Source organism: Paenibacillus sp. MDV22-iso6 (genome assembly GCF_058408365.1).
Genome location: NZ_JBZVDZ010000008.1, coordinates 42,754 through 58,861, shown reverse-complemented (window position 1 = coordinate 58,861; position 16,108 = coordinate 42,754). Strand labels below are relative to the sequence as shown.

Here is a 16,108-nt window from a genome sequence, read left to right as displayed (position 1 = left end):
TTACAGTAGATCGAAAACAGTTTCGAATGACAGCACCCTTCGCAAGCCAAAGGAGCGCTTTGGATGAGTAGAATTAAAAACGCTTTCACGACATTGCCGATTCATCACAAAACCATTCTTCTCATCGGATTACTGATGGTGATCAGCTTCACGTTCTATGTATCTGTCCTGGGCTATGTGTTCGGCATTTATGATCGACAAATCTATGAGAAATCCTCACAGGTGCTTAATATGTCTTCGGTGGGCATCGAGAACCAACTGCGTGAGATCTCCAATCTATCCTTCAAGGTCATGTCCGACGAGCCTCTTCAGCAATATCTTCTTCAGTTGGATAAGGCTGAATCGGGGTATGAGAAAAATGGCCTGCGCAAAAAAATTACCAACAGACTGGTGGCATATGCAGGTTCAGAGAAATACGTCTATTCCATGATCTTTATCGATAATGATAATAATATTATGGCAGCTGGAAACCGGGAGGGAATCTCGGAGAAGAAGCAAAGAGAATTGGTTGCTTTGGGACAGCAATATTCGGGCTCTAATGCTTGGTACACAGGCGGGGACCAACAAGCCAGATTACTGTCGGTTAGACAGGTAAAGTCTTTTACCGGTGGAGCATTTACGCTGGAGAAGTTGGGCACCCTGGTTATTCGTGTACGATTGGATCGGATTGTCCAAGACCAGATGCAACACCCGGCAGAGGATTCACAGCTATTAATTACAGATGGCCGGGAAGTAATCTACCCAACAGAGTCGACCGTCAGTAAATCTGAAATCGAGTCTGAACTAAAGCGCACTCAGCCCTATGGAATAGCCATGTTCGAGCAGGGAAGGAATTTTGTCGCTCGTGCGAATTCTCCTTATACCGATTGGGTGTATCTGTACATGACGCCCTTTGACCAAATGTTTAAGCAGATCCAGTTTGTTAAACAGCTGGTGACTGTCATTTTTATCATGATATTCCTAGCGGCACTTATATTCGGAGCCAAGTTTTCCCGCAGTATTACACAGCCTATCGCCCAGTTGATCAAGAAAATGCGCAATATCGAAAAAGGCGATCTGGATAAGCTGGAGGAAGCTGCGCTGGGCAATGTCCCGATATCTTCACAAAATGAGGTCGGATTGCTGCACCGCACGTTCAAGATGATGGTACAGCGTATACGTGAACTCATTGACGAGAATTATGCGAAGCAACTCGTGATCCGAGAGACTGAATTGAAAGCGCTTCAGGCACAGATTAATCCACATTTTCTATATAACACACTGGAATCGATCAACTGGCTTGCCAAAGTGCAGAAGCAGCATCAAATCTCCGAAATGGTTGAGGCCCTCGGATTTCTTCTGCGAAGCTCAGTGAACATGTCCGAGAAGTGGATTACTTTGGAAAGGGAACTGGACATCGTCCGCAGTTATGTGACGATCCAGCACACGCGATTCGAGGAAAGACTTGATTTTGACATGGACATTGCGCCCGAAGTGGGAACTGCACGCATTCCGAAGTTAACTCTGCAGCCATTGGTGGAGAACGCCATTCATTATGCATTGGAGCCAAGCATAGAACCTTGCCGTATTCGGATTAGGGCGAGAGCGGATGGAGACAACGTTGTAATTGAGGTGGAGGACGACGGTCCGGGTATGACTCCCGAATTTCTGGAGCAATTGCAAGAGGGACGCGTACAGACGAGGGGACAGGGGATCGGGCTGTCGAACATCAAAGAACGGATCAGATTGACCTTCGGCGAAGAAGGCGAAATGATCATGAGCAGCAATCCCGGATCAGGGACCGTAGTATCGATCAGAATACCTTGGGTTAGAGAGGACGATGACGATGTACAAAGTGATGCTCGTAGATGATGAACGTGTCATTCTGGAGGGGATTTCGCAAGTCGTGGATTGGGCTGCAGCGGGGACAGAACTCGTGGATACCGCGAGAAACGGGATTGAAGCGCTGGATAAAATCGGTCATTCCAGACCGGATATTATCATTACGGATATTTCGATGCCGGGCCTGGATGGTCTTGGACTCATTGAAAAAGCATCTGAGGCTTACCCTGGACTCCGCTTTATCATGTTGTCTGGCTACAAAGAGTTCGAATACGCTCGCCGGGCGATGCAATATGGAGTGAAGCATTATCTGCTCAAACCATGTAACGAGAACCAGATTCACGATGCCTTGTCTGAGTTGCTTCAGGAACACCAGGATGCCCAGGTAAAGGAACATGTGGCCGGAGAGATGAAGCAGCGTCTGCAGCGGGTGCTGCCACATGTGAAGGAGCAGTTCCTGCTGGAATTTATGACGAACCAAACCTATGGTCCAGTCGATCTGGAGTATTATCAGGAGCTGTTTGACCTGGAGCTGGAGGATAATGAAGTTCGGCTGCTGCTGTTCCGAATCGCAGATGAACATGATTATAGTCATTTATTTGCGATCAAAAATATTGCCAGTGATCTGCTGCCCCATGTTCTGTTAAGCACAACCATTGAAGGTAAACTGTTAATTCTGTTGGGGGACTCTGCCGATTCGGTCGGTCTAAAGGAGAGCATCGAGGAAGTGCGGACTGCTTTCACCAGACTATATAAACTGGAAGTTACGGCTGCCCTCAGTGAAGCAGATCGAATGATCCAGTCCCGGCGTTTGTTCCGTGAGGCGCTGCAATGCCTGAACCATCGCTTTTTTATCGGCGAAGGCAAGCTGATTACCAAAAGTGATCTGGAGCTGGCCGGGGAATGTGATGGTGTACATGTTGAACAAGATGCAGAGCAGTTATGTCAGTTGATTAAGTCAGGCAATACGGAAGAAGCGGGCGCTGAAGTGGATCGCCTGTTCGAGCTTTTGTCTGGTCAGCAGCTTGAAATCGGGATTACTCGGTCGTATGTGGTGCAGTTGTACTCCGCAATGATTCATGTTTGTCCTCCTGAGGAGGCAACGGAATTTACTCAGCGTATGGCAGAGCTGCCCCATATCGACACATTATCTGGCTTAAAATCCTTTGTTGCCAGCAGCGCAGCCCGGTTAACCTCCGGTTATTACAAAAACCATATTAGCCGTCAGTCTTCTGCTGTGGAGAAGATGATGGATATTGTGGATCGCCATTATGGCGAGGCTGATCTCTCGCTTAACGGGGTTGCCCATCAGATGTTATATATGAATCCGGATTATCTCGGCAAAATTTTCAAAAAAGTGACGGGTGAAAACTTCTCCAACTATGTGAATCGTTTGCGCATTGAGCGTGCCTGCGACCATATTCGCAGAGGTGGAGATGTGAAGGTCTTTGAGCTTGCCGAATTGTTTGGCTTCGGGGGGAACTCACAATATTTCAGTCAGGTGTTCAAAAAGTGGACCGGCATGACACCTACCGAATTTCGCAGAACTGGCTTATAACAATTGACTGACGATTATGGAATCGAAATATGAGGGGGACGAACAGCGCCGATAGAGGTGCAGTTGTCCTCCTCTGTTTTTTGAACCAACAAGACGGTTTTGTGTATTCAACTATGGCCACACATTTGCGAAAATGACAATATAAAGTTCGTGAAAGCGTTATCAGAAAGTGGGAGATAACTCGTTCACACAACCATTTCAACATAAAAGGGGAGATTGGCATGGTGAAAAAGGCAATATTCCTGATGATGGCGGCATTGCTGGTATTAACAACGGCATGCAGCAGCAGCGGAGAATCGGGCGGAACATCTGGGGATGGTTCGGTAACACTTCGTATCGCATGGTGGGGATCAGATGCACGTCATGAATACACACAGAAGGTCATTGACCTGTACAAAACGAAAAACCCGAATGTCAAAATTGACGTGGAATACGCCTCATTCGATGACTACTGGAAAAAGCTCGCTCCACAAGCTGCAGCGAATCAACTGCCGGACATTGTTCAGATGGATATTTCCTACATCAGCCAATATGCAAAGAACGGACAGCTCGAAGATCTGTCCCCGTATCTCGGAAACCAGATTAAAGTAGACGACGTATCCGAGAACGTAATCAGCACAGGCGTTATCAACGACAAACAATATGGAGTACCTGCTGGTGTTAACGTACTGGGTTTCCAATATGATCCGGCTTTGCTCAAAAAAGCGGGTGTGGATGCCATTCCCGAAAATATGACTTGGGAATCGTATGAAGAGCTTGGCAAGCAAACGGCTACCAAAGGACTCTTTTTGGATGGGGGCGTAGCGCCGGATATCTTCTTCCACTATTTCCTGCGGACCAAAGGACTGTCCCTCTACAATGCTGAAGGAACGGGTCTTGGCTATGATGACGACAAACTATTCGTTGAGTTCTTCGGACTCATGCGGCGGATGATTGAGCAGGGAGCTGCACCTTCACCGGATCTGGTTAACCAGACGAAAGGCATTATTGAGGAATCCGATCTGGTCAAGGAAAAAGGAATTGGCGTATGGCAATGGTCCAACCAGTTTGTGGCCTTGCAACAGGTAGCTAATCGTCCTTTGGAAATTGCACCAATGCCAGGACCGGATATGGAAAAAGGACTTTATATGCAGCCAAGTATGTACTGGGCTGTAACATCGAACTCGAAAGTGAAGGAAGAAGCGGCCAAATTCATTGATTTCTGGGTGAACGATGTGGAAGCTAACAAACTGATCAAAGGCGAGCGCGGTGTGCCGATTTCGGGCAAAATCAAAGAAGCTATCGCTCCTGAGTTGAGTGATGCAACGAAACAGGTATTTGACTTCGTAGCGTCCATGGAGCCTAAGGCTTCGCCAATGAGCTCACCACCACCGGTAGGTTCGCCGGAAGTCATTGCTTCTCTGGCGGATGTTGTAGAGGAACTGAACTTTGGTAAGGTTACACCGGAACAAGCAGCAGCGACATTCCGCAAAAATGCCGAAGCCGTTCTTGCCAACAATAAATAACAGTTGAATGATCGCTTGCTCATCCCATTACCGGGATGGACGGGAACAGGGCTACTCGCATACCGCGAGGGCCTTTCCCCGTCCAGTAGCTCGAAGCAAGGTTGCGGAAAGCAAGCAGATCAATAAAGGAGGTTCGTTCCGTTGAGGCAATATTCGTCGTTGCGTAGAAACCTAACCGGGTATGCTTTTATTAGTCCTTTTATCATCGGCTTTCTGGGCTTTACGCTTATTCCGATGTTTGTATCCCTATACATGTCGTTTACGAGTTATAACCTGTTCACTTCCCCACGGTGGATCGGGATGGACAACTATACCAAAATGTTCTTTGATGATCCGAAGTACTGGAATTCGGTTAAAGTAACGTTTCTGTACGTGTTCATTGGTGTACCTCTAAGGCTGGTCTTCGCACTTTTCGTAGCCATGATCCTGAATACGGGATCCCGTATGGTCGGAACGTATCGTACCTTGTACTACCTGCCATCCATTATCGGTGGTAGTGTGGCTGTGTCGATTATGTGGCGTAACCTTTTCAGTAATGAAGGTGTCATCAACAGTGCATTAACGGCAATCGGAATTGGGCCAATTAGCTGGTTTGGTGATCCGAATGCGTCTCTGGTTATGCTGATCTCGTTATCTGTTTGGCAGTTTGGATCTTCCATGCTCATCTTCCTGGCCGGTCTGAAAAATATATCTCCCGAGATGTACGAAGCAGCAGGTGTGGATGGTGCCAACCCGGTACGTAAATTTTTTGGTATTACCTTACCGTTACTCAGTCCAATCATTCTGTTCAACCTTATTATGCAAACGATCGGTGCATTTATGACCTTCGTACCTGCATATATCATCTCTAAAGGCGAGGGCGGTCCAATGGACGGTACGATGCTTTACTCGCTGTATCTGTTCCGTCAGGCCTTTATGTTTAACAACATGGGTTATGCTTCGGCCATGGCCTGGATCATGCTTATTATGATCGGTATACTCACAGTCGCGGTGTTCCTGACATCCAAGTTCTGGGTGTTTTATGAATCCGAAGGAGGGAAGTAACGATGGTTTGGAGAAATGTGAAATGGCCCATCTATCACCTGTTCGTTGCAGCTTTGGCCCTCCTGATGCTTTATCCCGTTCTGTGGATGCTTTTCAGCTCATTCAAAGAAAGTCGTACCATCTTCGTAACTGCCGAGTCCTTGTTCCCTACGGAATGGATCTGGAGTAACTACGCGGATGGCTGGAAAGGCGCAGGCGGAAGACCGTTTATGGATTACATCACCAACTCACTCGTTATTGTGGTCATCTCTACGATAGGTGCCGTGTTATCCTCATCGTTGATTGCCTTTGGTTTTGCCAGACTCAACTTCAAAGGACGTAACTTTTGGTTCTCCCTGATGATGTTAACACTTATGTTGCCGCATGACGTTGTACTCGTACCCCAATATATTATCTTCACGAAGCTTGGTTGGTTGAATACCATTCTACCGATAGTTGTACCTACGTTCTTCGGGATGCCGTTCTTTATCTTCCTGATGGTACAGTTCATTCGTACGATTCCGAAAGAGCTGGATGAGGCGGCTACCATTGATGGATGTAACAAGTTCAGACTGTATGTACAGATTATTATGCCGCTCATCAAGTCATCACTTGCAACGGCTGCGATCTTCTCCTTCTACTGGAGATGGGAGGATCTGCTCGGTCCAGTACTGTATCTCAACTCGCCGGATAAATATACGGTCTCCATGGCACTGAAAATGTTCCTGGACAGTGAGTCTGCCTCCAACTGGGGAGCGATGTTCGCGATGTCCATTGTGAGTCTCGTACCCGTTGTAGCCGTGTTCTTTATTTTCCAAAAACAAATTGTACAGGGCATGAGCACCAGCGGACTGAAAGGATAAACGATATTCACTGGATCCAAACCTGGATTAGCATATTGAACAAGGGGGTTGTTCCTATTGAATAAGGCCCAGGGTAGTCAGGCTGTTGCCACGGAGGTAACGGCAGAGGGCGGTGAAGAGGCCGTTACCCACTGGAAGTTCAATTTTGGACCGGACTCTGGCAGTGCAGGTGAGGTTGAGGGTTATTTGAAAGTGTCTGCCAGCACTGCATATGAAGAACAGGGAGAATACGGTTTTGAATCCGGCTCCCTTGTGTATGAGAAACAACGGATAAGTGAAGACGAAGTATCGAATTCCAGTAGGGCAAACAACGGCAAACAAGGGCAGACCAATGTGTCTGCCCGATTGCGTTCAAGCTTTTGTATTCCGCTCAAGGCATCTTTCATCGTTGATGTACCTGATGGAACCTATCAAGTCTTGTTAATTGCAGGGGATGAATTGGCGGAGACGATCACCAGAATCAAAGCCGGAGAGGGCAGGCTGATGCTGCCAACCATTCGTACAGTTCCTGGGCAATGTGCAGAGGTTCGATTCTCGGTTGTGGTTCGTGGCGGAAAGCTCCGACTATCCTTCTCCGGTCCTGCGCCGCGGATTAATGCATTGGAGATCACGCTTGCCAATCAGACGATGACTGTATTTATCGCTGGTGATTCTACCGTGACGGATCAGCCGGAAAGTGGATATCCATACTGTGGCTGGGGCCAGCTGTTGCCTGCACAGTTCAAACATGATGTTGCTGTGGATAACCATGCCCAGTCTGGACGCAGCTCCCGCAGTTTCATCAATGAAGGCAGATTGGATGCCATTCTGGAGAAAATTAAGCCGGAAGACTTTCTGTTTATTCAATTTGGACATAACGATGAGAAGCCGGGCCCTGACCGGGGAACGGAGCCTTTCACAACATATAAGGAATATCTGAAAAAGTATATCGATGCCGCCCGCGAAGCTAAGGCGCGTCCGGTGCTCGTGACACCGGTGCATCGGCGTTACTTCGCTGATGACGACACATTGACCGACACCCATGGCGATTATATCGTCGCTGTGCGTGAGCTGGCGGAAGAGGAAGGTGTACCGCTGATCGATCTGGCTGAGCGAAGCCGTATCCTGTTCGAGCAAGCGGGCGTTGAAGGGAGCAAGGAGGATTTCATGTGGGTGCTGCCGGGTGAGTACGTGAACTTCCCAACAGGCGTGGAGGATAACACGCATTTTCAGGAGCGCGGTGCCCGTCGCCTCGCCATGCAGGTGGCGGAAGCCATCCGCGAGCTGCGACTGCAGCCGCTGCAAATGTATTTGAGGTAAGCAGCGGAGGAGGGCGGAATCGGAGCAGAGGGAGCGAAGCGTCCGCCTTTGGAGCGGGATTTCCCCTGCTGAGGGAAATGATAAGAAATCCCGAGCCAACAGCGGCCCACAGCCCGATCCGCCCACCGAAGCGTCCGCCCCGCAAACAGCCTTTTTATTCAGCGAGTTAACGAAGTAACGAGCATCCCAAAAAGTTGCCCAGCGAACATAGCGAAGGCAAAAAGCCTTTAAAAAGCCATGGCGAGCGTTGCAGCGGAGGAGGGCGGAATCGGAGCAGAGGGAGCGAAGCGTCCGCCTTTGGAGCGGGATTTCCCCTGCTGAGGGGATAAAAAAGAAATCCCGAGCCAACAGCGGCCCACAGCCCGATCCGTCCACCGAAGCGCCTGCCCCGCAAGCAGCCTTTTTATTAAGCGAGTTAACGAAGTAACGAGCAAGGTTGCTCTTAGGTTGCCCAGCGAACATAGCGAAGGCAAAAAGCCTTTAAAAAGCCATGGCGAGCGTTGCAGCGGAGGAGGGCGGAATCGGAGCAGAGGGAGCGAAGCGTCCGCCTTTGGAGCGGGATTTCCCCTGCTGAGGGGATAAAAAAGAAATCCCGAGCCAACAGCGGCCCACAGCCCGATCCGTCCACCGAAGCGCCTGCCCCGCAAGCAGCCTTTTTATTAAGCGAGTTAACGAAGTAACGAGCAAGGTTGCTCTTAGGTTGCCCAGCGAACATAGCGAAGGCAAAAAGCCTTTAAAAAGCCATGGCGAGCGTTGCAGCGGAGGAGGGCGGAATCGGAGCAGAGGGAGCGAAGCGTCCGCCTTTGGAGCGGGATTTCCCCTGCTGAGGGAAATGATAAGAAATCCCGAGCCAACAGCGGCCCACAGCCCGATCCGCCCACCGAAGCGTCCGCCCCGCAAACAGCCTTTTTATTCAGCGAGTTAACGAAGTAACGAGCATCCCAAAAAGTTGCCCAGCGAACATAGCGAAGGCAAAAAGCCTTTAAAAAGCCATGGCGAGCGTTGCAGCGGAGGAGGGCGGAATCGGAGCAGAGGGAGCGAAGCGTCCGCCTTTGGAGCGGGATTTCCCCTGCTGAGGGGATAAAAAAGAAATCCCGAGCCAACAGCGGCCCACAGCCCGATCCGTCCACCGAAGCGCCCGCACCGCGAGCCTTACGCGCGTTTAACTAATTATTGCATTAGCAAAGGAGGAATTATTAATGGCACAGGATCAGACGAACACTTCAGCGCATAAAACATCTTCCACTGCGACAGGTCACACCTACTGGGTGATCCCCGATGGTTACATTCCACCGGACAGCTCGGGCTCACTGGAGAGTCACGAGAGCATTTGTGTATTAAATACAGGCACAGTGGATGCACAGCTGCAAATAACGATCTATTTTGAAGATAGGGAACCGCTCGAAGACATCGTGGCTGAGGTGCCTGCGCGGAGAACAAAGCATATTCGGACAGCGTCGTTGAGATCGGGTGAACAACTCATCCCTCCTGGAGTACCCTATGCAATTACCGTCTCCAGCGATGTTCCTGTTATCATACAGTACAGTCGTCTGGATACCACTCAGCCTGAATTGGCACTCATGAGTGTTATGGCGTTTCCACTGGGATAAGACGTTAAGTTAATTATGAAATGAAAAGACGACCCGTAACCTTGCATGGACTGCAGGCTGCTGATCGTCTTTTTGCGTTACTCATCGTATTTATACGTACTGGCATTGAGGATTTTCACATGAACCTCGACCTTACCGAGTTTAAACCCCTCAAGTGGGTTGGCCCGTTTATATACCGCCTGTCTCCATAGGGGGAGATCATGCCGATATAGATGTTCCACAAAACCGTAGGAATCAATCTTGCGTGATTTGGTTTTCTCAAACGTATTGCGAATTTCGGACTCAATCTGTTTCTCCGCTTCCTTTTCCATAACATGGGGAGAGCGATGAGAGTTATGATCCTCGATGATGGCGCTTTTAACCGACGTAACCAGGTCGAATGTTACACCGTTTCCTTCTTTCCTCGCCTTAATCGTGGTCTTTGGGTGATTAAGCCTAAGCGTCAGCTCCGGCGTTTTGCTCCCGTTGCTGTATACATACAGCGGATATTGAAAGACGCGGTCATAATTCACGTATCGTGTGCCATCAGCGTCTTTACCCGTTAACCTGCCTTGACTTTTACCATTTGAAATGACGTAAAACCCATCCATCCTAATAAGCGGGGGGGCTTTTTCTCCGTTAAACCAGGTCTCATTCTGATTGGTAATGGAAGGCAAAAGAATAACTGAAGCAGGCTCCCGAAATCCGTCAAGGAGCTGATGAAGCCGGATGGGTTCATAACCGGAATGTTGCTTATACAGCTTCATCGGTTCAAACAGTTCTATGGTCTGGGCGGATTGGTTCAGCAGTGCAGAGGGAGCGAGTACATCTGTAATGTTACGCTCTGTACCGTAGAGCCATGGGGTATATCTCAGTTGGCCTGAATGCAACAGTGTATTAAAGACATCTTCCAGCCGTCCATTCAACACATTTTTGGATAAGACAATCGCTTTTACATGGGTCCATAACGTTTGTTGCTGAGAAGTTTGATATAGATCATCAATAGCCATACTCAGCGTAGAACCCTCACCCCGTCCGATCCAGATATCACTTGCTTGCCTTGAAGTTGGCCCTTCCTGCTTGGCAATACTGGAGAAATCAATGAGTTGGGCGTAAGCAACATATTGGTTGTCTACATAATCTATTCCTACAGCCGTGATAAAGTTAATGCTCTGAACCTCTTTGGAATCCCAGCACCCGGTCAGCAGGATAAAGCAGCTTATTAACAAGCTAATTTTAGCCATCCATCTTGTCACGAGCCTTTCCTCCGGCGAGTGGAATCCTGTGTATGGAGTACAGCTGGGCGCTTGGTCCGTTTCATAGAAGGGGGCATGGATACGGCTTGGGTGAAGTCGCCGGGAATATAAGGAGAGACAGGTGACAGGTATGAGACGCCATAACACTCCAAGGATACGAGGTGCACCAGCAGACCCAGTAGTCCAATCATGAAACCGAATAATCCAAGAATGGAAGAAATGACTAGCATCCCAATCCGGACTTGAGCAGTAGCCCCACTAAGCACGGTATTCACCAAGATATAGCTGGAGATTACTGAAATAGCCACCGTGACAATGATCGTGGGGGAAGTAATTCCTGCTCGAATAGCTGCATCTCCGATAATAAGCCCACCTACGACGCTGACGGTTTGTCCCAAGGCTCGTGGGAGTCGGCGGCCGGCTTCATTAAATAGCTCAAACATAAATATCATTAAAAATGCTTCCAGCGTTACTGGCATAGGTAGACCCATCCGTGTACCCGAAATGGTTGCAAGCAGAGGCAAGGGGATCTGCTCCACATTAAAACTAGTCAGGCCGATATAGAAGGCAGGAAAGAAGCAGGCAATCAGTAATCCGGAAATGCGCAAAATTCGCTCAAAAGTAACAATGAAAAATGGGGTACTCTCGTCTTCCGGCGATTTTAACTGATTAAACAGAGTGGTTGGAGCGATAATGGCTACTGGTGAACCTTCAATGAGAACCGCAAATCGCCCATTTAAAAGGGAGTCCACGACATAATCGGGTCGCTCCGTATTATCCGTGAGTGGGAAGATGCTGCGAATTCCCCCCATAATGGCACGTTCCATAATAGAGGTACCAAGAATGCCATCGATTTCAATTTGGTCGAGATTTTGGCGTGCTTCTTTCAGAATATCCGGGTTAATGATGTCTTTGACGTACAACAGACCAATAGCGGTCTGGGTACGACCACCTTTAACATATTTCTCATAACACATGGAAGAGGTTTTCATTCGTTTGCGAATGAGGCCAATATTCACGGATAACTCCTCAGTGAACCCATCCCGAGGTCCTTTAATCGATGACTCGATCGCCGACTCCTCAGGGGTTCTTCCTGGTATACTCGCGATATCTAGACTGCAGGATTGATCACCATTTCCGAAAATGAGCAGTAATTGTCCGCTGAAAATCAGCAGATTTAAATTCTCTGTATCTGAGAGATCATCCACCGGATTCAATGTTAACCCCAATTCTTTGGGATGTGCTTCTTCTTCATGTAGAGAATGCTGTTCCAGCCGTGGGATAATAAACTGATTGATTTGTTTACCATCGACCAAACCGTCGCAATAGAGCATAATCACCGACATATCGGTTTCATCTTTGGCAGGAAAGCTTTGAATAACAACATCTGCGCAGGGACTGAACTGCTCTTCGAAAGAGGCAAGCAGCGTTTCATGGGACGTGGTGTCAATCGTTTGGTGCTCCATGATGTTTCCTCCTCTGATGGCGTGAACTGATGTATGCAACTGCTGTTGCAACCACCGCTAGTCCGCTCAGATACACGAGATTGAACGGGAATATGTATTGGACAAGCAGTTTTTCGAATGTCATATCATCCAGAGGATACAGCATGGTAAGAATAAAAAAGACGCCAAGAGTGGCACAACATATGATCCTTCTGGAGGCGCTCTTAATATTCCAAATTTCTACTACAATATACATGGCCAGACTAATCCGGGTAAAAGAACCGGCGAGCCACTGATAAATGGAAAAGAAATCAGTCTGGGCAATATATTTGCCCAAGGACGCAATTCGCCATTCTTCAAAGGCGGGATATCGCATTTTGGCAGCTTCAAAAGGGTCAAATTCCACGATCGCCCCAATGAGCGGACCGAGTGTCAGCCCAAGGATAATGATCGCGAGCATCAGGTACTGCCATACACGTATCCGTTTGGAGAGGTGGGGCTGCAAGTACCAGATGAACAGCAACTCAAACATGCCTGCAAGACTGTAGACTGTGCCATGAAGCACGGGATGCCAGCCATGTTCAAGCACAGGCAGCAGACGACTGTAATCCTTGTATTGTGTATTGACGATAGCTACATAGAAGCCAAGCAGCACAACCAGGGGCAGGATTAATCCTGCTGTAAATGCCAGAGAGCGTATTCCTTTATAGGCCGCATAGGCACAGAGAGACATCAGAGCAATGCTTGTAACCAATATTGGCGTCTCCGTCAGGTAATTGGTTTTGGCCCAAGTGGTGGTATCATGCAGAGTGAAGTAGATCACGGACAGAAAAAAGAGGCTGTTTCCCACCCGAAACAGCATGCCAAGAGGCTTGCCAAGATGGGAAGTCAGCCATTCATGCAAGGTTTGGTGCTGGAGAAAACGAGAGACATAGGCAAGCATTAGAGTGAATAAAAGATAAGGCCCTGCAGACAACAGAACGGATATCCATGCATCTCTTTTTGCCGAAGACAAAAGGGCAGGGATGATCAGGACGTGACTGATCAGGCCGACAGATAACATCATTAACATCATGGCTTGCAAAAAGGAAGGCTGTGTTGGTTTCATGCTGAGGGGACCTCTTTTCCCAATATACTGTTCTCAGCAGTGTTAACGTGATCAAGCCTTCTCATACCGTCAGTCGAAATAACGTATCCCCATCGCTTCACGAACCTCAAGCATCGTCTCACGTGCAGCCTGACGGGCCTGGCGTGTGCCTTCCACGAGGATTTCTTTCACTTCATGTCCACGTTGTTCATAGTAATTTCGCCGTTCACGGAAAGGGGAGAGCAGTTCGTTAATTGCAGTGCCTGCAATCATCTTGCAATCCTTACAACCAATGGTGCCGTCACTACAGCTCGCATGAATCTCAGCGGCCTGATCCTTTCGAAACAGCTGGTGATAGGCAAATACCGGACAAATATCCGGATGTCCCGGGTCAGAACGATGAATGCGGGCAGGATCGGTTTTTGCCCTGGCCAGCTTGGCATACACATCATCAGGATGAGCATTCAACGAGATGGCATTGCCCATGCTTTTGCTCATTTTGCCCACGCCATCCAGTCCGCCCAGCCGTTCTCCGGTCAGAATACGTGGTTCAGGCAGAACGGGCGAATATAATTCATTGAACCGCCGGACCAGTTTCCGCGCTGTTTCGATATGTGGGATCTGGTCTTCCCCCGCCGGAACAAGGGTTGCTTTGCAGAACGCAATATCCGCAGCCTGACTGACAGGATAACCGAGAAATCCGTAATAGAGATCCTTATAGCCACGATCACGCGCTTCGTTTTTAATCGTGGGATTATGCCGAAGACTGTTCACCGTGATAAACATGGAGAATATGACTGTCAGCTCGGCAATTTCCGGAATCATCGACTGGATGAACAGAGTGGCTTTATTGGGATCGATACCTACGGCAAGATAATCAAGTGTCACTTGATGCACGCTGTCTGCAATCAGTCCCGGTTGATCATAGTGGGTCGTAAGCGCCTGTACATCAGCCAGTAAAATATACGTTTTGTACTCATCCTGCAATTGCACCCGACTGCGCAGGCTGCCAACGTAATGGCCGAGATGAAGCTGTCCGGTTGTCCGGTCTCCGGTTAAAATAATGTCTTTGTTCTTGTTCATGGTTCATTCTCCTTTGATGTTGTGATTTTTCAATCCTTAATTGCTGACGCCACCAGCCGTCTTCCACGACCATCACCTCCTTTCAGCCTGCAACAGTTTTGGGTACATACATAAATTAAAAAAGCCTCGTCCTTCATCCTGTTTCCCAGACGGGAACAGAATAGAAGGACGAGGCTTATGCTTCGCGGTGCCACCTTAATTGGCCGCTGGTTGCGGCCCACTTGAGGGATACGGATAAATATATGCAGGAAGCCCACATAATCCTTATCGATATCCTGTCCATGGATAACGGCTGAACATGCCGCCTTGCCTACTGACGATCCGCGCTCCTGAGTACAGGTGGCAGAAAGGGTTCAACTCGGAACTCCGAAGCCCATTTCCACATGACCGATACACCTGCTCACACCATCCGCCGGCTCTCTGAGGTATCCTGTCCTGTGTACTTCTCTTCATCATTGTTGATAACATCCGTTTATAATTTTTCACATTGTATCATGCTTTATCTGGATTGACCAGCTTGTATTTTCTTCCGCTCATATTGGTGCCAAGTACACCTGCGATGATCAGCAAGGCTCCAACAAAGTGGTATCCATGGACAGGTTCATGCAATATCCAGGCTCCGCCAGCAATCGAAATGAGTGTGGACAAATTACTGAATACACTCATTTTGGAAGCTTCCAGATGAGTCAGGGCATAACTCGCCAGCAGCGTGGAGAACATGGTGGAGAGGACAGCCAGATAGGCCAGTGCTCCTAGGTAAGATGCATCTAAGAGTGGCTTCACATAATCCATCATGGTTCCGCTAGACGCATGACGAATCAGAGAAGCTGCGTTGAAGACGATAAATCCAACCATCAGGGTCACCCAGGTCAATTCCATCGGTTTATATTTCTGCGCTAAGGGTCTTGCCAATACACCATAACCTGCAAAACACACCGTGGAGAGCAGCAGTAAAGCAATACCTTTAAAGTTGCCTGCCGACATCCCGCTCCCTTTCATCAAGAAAATAAAGATTACACCTGCCACGGACAACAGCAGGAACAGTTTTTGCAAAAGGGATGTACGTTCTTTTAGAAAGATAGAGGCCAACACAAGTGTGAATACGGGGGCCATCGCCTGGATAATTCCTGCTTCCGATGAGTTGGACGAGACTAGCCCGAATGCCTGAAAGGCAAAGAACAAAACAGGAGAGAGCAGCCCTAACGGAATGATACGCCACAGATCACGAAGGGTTAGCTTGATCTTGATCCATCCGAAAATGACAGGGATGCTGACTACGAGTAATGACAAAGCAAAACGATGTGCAAGTACATCAATTGGATGTGCAACACTCACCGTCATTTTGACAAATAAAAAGGATAAACCAATAATGGCTGCATATAAAATAGCTGCTACATATGCGTATGTTCTAGTTTGAGTATTGTTCATGGGTTTCCTCCAATAATACGGTTTTTCTTTACTACTACAACGGCGCATATGTTGCTGCGTACGCTGTCTGACCTTATTCAATATACTGCCAGACCAATAGTGGTACAATAGACAAAAATGTTTATTGTACCGGTACACTTAAGGTAATGCT

The 16,108-nt window shown here is 48.3% G+C and carries 13 protein-coding genes and 1 other annotated feature; of the genes, 7 read left to right on the top strand and 6 right to left on the bottom strand.

The window, feature by feature from the left end; translation table 11 throughout:
• The first annotated feature begins 63 nt into the window (after window positions 1-63).
• From AC4PM4_RS21970 to AC4PM4_RS21945, 6 genes are all read left to right on the top strand, one after another.
• Complete coding sequence (locus AC4PM4_RS21970; protein ID WP_491614590.1) at window positions 64-1,851, top strand: cache domain-containing sensor histidine kinase; 1,788 nt, start codon at window positions 64-66, stop codon at window positions 1,849-1,851.
• The gene (locus AC4PM4_RS21965) at window positions 1,826-3,379 is read left to right on the top strand and encodes a response regulator (RefSeq protein WP_072734837.1); all 1,554 of its coding nucleotides are present in this window, start codon (window positions 1,826-1,828) and stop codon (window positions 3,377-3,379) included. The genes AC4PM4_RS21970 and AC4PM4_RS21965 overlap by 26 nt, the downstream gene beginning before the upstream one ends.
• 221 nt (window positions 3,380-3,600) lie before the next feature.
• On the top strand, window positions 3,601-4,884 hold the full coding sequence (locus AC4PM4_RS21960) for an ABC transporter substrate-binding protein (protein WP_491614589.1): 1,284 nt from the start codon (window positions 3,601-3,603) through the stop codon (window positions 4,882-4,884).
• 141 nt (window positions 4,885-5,025) lie between these two features.
• Window positions 5,026-5,928, top strand: coding sequence for a carbohydrate ABC transporter permease (locus AC4PM4_RS21955; RefSeq protein WP_024633027.1), 903 nt, complete (start codon window positions 5,026-5,028; stop codon window positions 5,926-5,928).
• A gap of 2 nt (window positions 5,929-5,930) precedes the next feature.
• Window positions 5,931-6,770, top strand: a complete 840-nt coding sequence (locus tag AC4PM4_RS21950) for a carbohydrate ABC transporter permease (protein WP_024633028.1) — start codon at window positions 5,931-5,933, stop codon at window positions 6,768-6,770.
• Window positions 6,771-6,956: 186 nt separating this feature from the next.
• The gene (locus AC4PM4_RS21945; RefSeq protein ID WP_491614696.1) at window positions 6,957-8,069 is read left to right on the top strand and encodes a rhamnogalacturonan acetylesterase; all 1,113 of its coding nucleotides are present in this window, start codon (window positions 6,957-6,959) and stop codon (window positions 8,067-8,069) included.
• 480 nt (window positions 8,070-8,549) lie between these two features.
• On the opposite strand, the gene AC4PM4_RS21940 is transcribed toward AC4PM4_RS21945, so the two are convergent.
• Complete coding sequence (locus AC4PM4_RS21940; RefSeq protein WP_491614588.1) at window positions 8,550-8,969, bottom strand: hypothetical protein; 420 nt, start codon at window positions 8,967-8,969, stop codon at window positions 8,550-8,552.
• Between the two features lie 299 nt (window positions 8,970-9,268).
• On the opposite strand from AC4PM4_RS21940, the gene AC4PM4_RS21935 reads away from it, so the two are divergent.
• Window positions 9,269-9,679, top strand: a complete 411-nt coding sequence (locus AC4PM4_RS21935) for a sensory rhodopsin transducer (protein ID WP_491614587.1) — start codon at window positions 9,269-9,271, stop codon at window positions 9,677-9,679.
• A gap of 77 nt (window positions 9,680-9,756) precedes the next feature.
• Here AC4PM4_RS21935 and AC4PM4_RS21930 read toward each other — a convergent pair whose 3' ends face one another.
• The 5 genes from AC4PM4_RS21930 to AC4PM4_RS21910 all read right to left on the bottom strand — a co-directional run bounded on the left by AC4PM4_RS21930 (window position 9,757) and on the right by AC4PM4_RS21910 (window position 15,957).
• The gene (locus AC4PM4_RS21930; protein ID WP_491614586.1) at window positions 9,757-10,902 is read right to left on the bottom strand and encodes a Ger(x)C family spore germination protein; all 1,146 of its coding nucleotides are present in this window, start codon (window positions 10,900-10,902) and stop codon (window positions 9,757-9,759) included.
• 8 nt (window positions 10,903-10,910) lie between these two features.
• Window positions 10,911-12,380, bottom strand: coding sequence for a spore germination protein (locus AC4PM4_RS21925; protein WP_491614585.1), 1,470 nt, complete (start codon window positions 12,378-12,380; stop codon window positions 10,911-10,913).
• A complete protein-coding gene (locus tag AC4PM4_RS21920; protein ID WP_063568161.1) occupies window positions 12,361-13,467 on the bottom strand; it encodes a GerAB/ArcD/ProY family transporter in 1,107 nt (368 codons plus the stop codon). The genes AC4PM4_RS21925 and AC4PM4_RS21920 overlap by 20 nt, the downstream gene beginning before the upstream one ends.
• 69 nt (window positions 13,468-13,536) lie before the next feature.
• Window positions 13,537-14,529, bottom strand: a complete 993-nt coding sequence (trpS, locus tag AC4PM4_RS21915) for a tryptophan--tRNA ligase (protein ID WP_072734832.1) — start codon at window positions 14,527-14,529, stop codon at window positions 13,537-13,539.
• A 161-nt stretch (window positions 14,530-14,690) separates the two neighbouring features.
• Window positions 14,691-14,994 (bottom strand) — a binding site (T-box leader).
• Window positions 14,995-15,021: 27 nt separating this feature from the next.
• Window positions 15,022-15,957, bottom strand: a complete 936-nt coding sequence (locus AC4PM4_RS21910) for a DMT family transporter (protein WP_491614583.1) — start codon at window positions 15,955-15,957, stop codon at window positions 15,022-15,024.
• Window positions 15,958-16,108: the final 151 nt, after the last annotated feature.

Excerpts from the sequence above, each read along its gene's own strand:
- AC4PM4_RS21970 (WP_491614590.1), top strand. The coding sequence starts at position 64 with ATGAGTAGAATTAAAAACGCTTTCACGACATTGCCGATTCATCACAAA.
- AC4PM4_RS21965 (WP_072734837.1), top strand. The coding sequence starts at position 1,826 with ATGTACAAAGTGATGCTCGTAGATGATGAACGTGTCATTCTGGAGGGG.
- AC4PM4_RS21960 (WP_491614589.1), top strand. The coding sequence starts at position 3,601 with ATGGTGAAAAAGGCAATATTCCTGATGATGGCGGCATTGCTGGTATTA.
- AC4PM4_RS21950 (WP_024633028.1), top strand. The coding sequence starts at position 5,931 with ATGGTTTGGAGAAATGTGAAATGGCCCATCTATCACCTGTTCGTTGCA.
- AC4PM4_RS21935 (WP_491614587.1), top strand. The coding sequence starts at position 9,269 with ATGGCACAGGATCAGACGAACACTTCAGCGCATAAAACATCTTCCACT.
- AC4PM4_RS21930 (WP_491614586.1), bottom strand. The coding sequence starts at position 10,902 with ATGGCTAAAATTAGCTTGTTAATAAGCTGCTTTATCCTGCTGACCGGG.
- AC4PM4_RS21925 (WP_491614585.1), bottom strand. The coding sequence starts at position 12,380 with ATGGAGCACCAAACGATTGACACCACGTCCCATGAAACGCTGCTTGCC.
- AC4PM4_RS21920 (WP_063568161.1), bottom strand. The coding sequence starts at position 13,467 with ATGAAACCAACACAGCCTTCCTTTTTGCAAGCCATGATGTTAATGATG.
- trpS (WP_072734832.1), bottom strand. The coding sequence starts at position 14,529 with ATGAACAAGAACAAAGACATTATTTTAACCGGAGACCGGACAACCGGA.
- AC4PM4_RS21910 (WP_491614583.1), bottom strand. The coding sequence starts at position 15,957 with ATGAACAATACTCAAACTAGAACATACGCATATGTAGCAGCTATTTTA.